The sequence below is a fragment of the Oleiphilus sp. HI0117 genome, from assembly GCF_001635235.1.
On sequence record NZ_LWGA01000541.1, the window covers coordinates 1 to 557 of the forward strand.

Annotated in this window: 1 protein-coding gene; it reads left to right on the forward strand. The window is 43.4% G+C overall.

The window, feature by feature from the left end:
* The first annotated feature begins 34 nt into the window (after positions 1–34).
* Complete coding sequence (locus A3757_RS06035) at positions 35–418, forward strand: MmcQ/YjbR family DNA-binding protein (RefSeq protein ID WP_068553366.1); 384 nt, start codon at positions 35–37, stop codon at positions 416–418.
* The last annotated feature ends 139 nt before the right edge of the window (positions 419–557 follow it).

The following is a 557-nucleotide window of genomic DNA, read 5'->3' on the forward strand; positions in this document are numbered from 1 at the left end:
AGAAGTCACCTTTAAATAGCCAAGAGCAAAGCGCATGAACTACGAGACAGCAAAACAGTACTTACTATCAAAACCTGAAGCCAGAGAAGACTACCCTTTTGGCCCAGATGTTATGGTTCCGAAAATTAAGGCTAAGATGTTTGCTACGCTTGGCGTTAATGACAACATTGCCCAAATGAACCTAAAGTGCGACCCGAATCAAGCAAACGAACTACGCGACCTTTTTGAAGCAGTAAAGCCCGGTTACCATATGAACAAGCTTCACTGGAATACTATAATTCTTGACGGGAGCATCCCGGTCGGTGAAATTGAACGAATGATCGACCACTCCTACAAACTTGTCGTAAAAAAGCTGAGAAAAGCCGAACGCCAAGCATTGGAACTGAGTTATGGAAAAGAAGCTTTGTATAAAGATTAGCGAAGACAGGCTAGTCAGTATTCTTACCAGCCAGCAAATTAATCATCATCCTGCATAGGAATTATATACTTCCCCGACTCGAGACCCGATATTCGCTCATTAATCATGGTTTGCTCGGCGCCTGATAAGGCAAGCGACT